Below are 286 nucleotides of genomic sequence, written 5' to 3'. Positions count from 1 at the left end.
GTACAGGCCGATGGTCTTGATATAGCCCTCCAGGCCGTCCAGGCCCAGATCCAGAACGGCCTGCGGCGTATTGGCGACCGGAAACAGCCGGCGCGTGGCCTTGTTCACACCCACGTCGGTGGCCTGCGCCGACAGCAGCACGGCGGCCAGCAGCTCGAATACGTTGGTGTATTCCAGCTCGGTGTTGGGCTGCGGGTTGGCGGCCTGCAGCGCCGCGAAGAAGGGCTCGATGTCCTGGGGCTTCATGGGCGGCGATTGTCGCCGGCTGTGGGGTGCGCCGCAGGAA

1 protein-coding gene is annotated in these 286 nt (G+C 66.8%); it reads right to left on the bottom strand.

The genetic code is table 11. The annotated features are described in order from the left end of the window. Nucleotides 1-246 (bottom strand): endonuclease III domain-containing protein (locus tag ACTHSX_RS10610; RefSeq protein WP_440379669.1); only part of this gene is annotated, 246 nt, incomplete at its 3' end. Nucleotides 247-286: the final 40 nt, after the last annotated feature.

It is taken from the genome of Neisseria sp. P0014.S002, from assembly GCF_051958295.1.
GTDB lineage: Bacteria > Pseudomonadota > Gammaproteobacteria > Burkholderiales > Neisseriaceae > Neisseria > Neisseria flavescens_B.
The sequence above is the reverse complement of the archived record's forward strand: the minus strand, read 5'-3'. Positions and strand labels throughout refer to the sequence as shown.